1 protein-coding gene is annotated in these 674 nt (G+C 50.9%); it reads left to right on the forward strand.

Annotated features, from left to right (window positions below):
- Positions 1 to 10: 10 nt before the first annotated feature.
- Positions 11 to 280: a 30S ribosomal protein S15 gene (gene rpsO / locus QMM04_RS22940; protein ID WP_034826514.1), complete on the forward strand. Its 270-nt coding sequence runs from the start codon at positions 11 to 13 to the stop codon at positions 278 to 280.
- The last annotated feature ends 394 nt before the right edge of the window (positions 281 to 674 follow it).

The following is a 674-nucleotide window of genomic DNA, read 5'->3' on the forward strand; positions in this document are numbered from 1 at the left end:
GGAGTTTATTATGTCTCTAAGCGTAGAAGCTAAAGCAGAGATCGTTGCTAAATTCGGTCGTGGTGCTAACGACAGCGGTTCAACTGAAGTTCAGGTTGCTCTGCTGACTGCTCAGATTAACCACCTGCAGGGTCACTTCTCTGAGCACAAGAAAGACCACCACAGCCGTCGCGGTCTGCTGCGCATGGTATCTCAGCGTCGTAAGCTGCTGGACTACCTGAAGCGTAAAGACGTTGCACGTTACACCAGCCTGATCGAAACCCTGGGTCTGCGTCGCTAAGTCTGAAGAATCTGATCAACGATGTAGTGCATGCAGTATGCAGAAAACCGCATCTGACGATCAGATTTGTGCGAGTTTCGCGAAAAGGGGGCCTTTATGGCCCCTTTTTTCGAGCAATCCGCAGCAATCCGTACCAAACTCATGTATTGTTGCTGAGAGTGATCTTTGCTTGCAGCGTTTCGCGCGGCTAATGAGAGGCTTTACCGCATGAGCGGTTGAAGATTGTCATTAGTCGCGAGGATGCAACTAAAGATCGGTAAACCCCGGCGAGCCAAAGAGCGCTCTGCCCCTCGAATTTAAGGACTTAAATTTTGCTGAACCCGATCGTACGCAAATTCCAATATGGTCAGCATACCGTCACGCTGGAAACCGGCATGATGGCGCGCCAGGCCAC

The organism is Pantoea sp. Pa-EAmG (assembly GCF_030024295.1).
GTDB classification, from domain to species: domain Bacteria; phylum Pseudomonadota; class Gammaproteobacteria; order Enterobacterales; family Enterobacteriaceae; genus Pantoea; species Pantoea dispersa.

What these genes read in the sequence shown, in the direction of transcription:
- rpsO (WP_034826514.1), top strand. Translation starts at nt 11, where the DNA reads ATGTCTCTAAGCGTAGAAGCTAAAGCAGAGATCGTTGCTAAATTCGGT.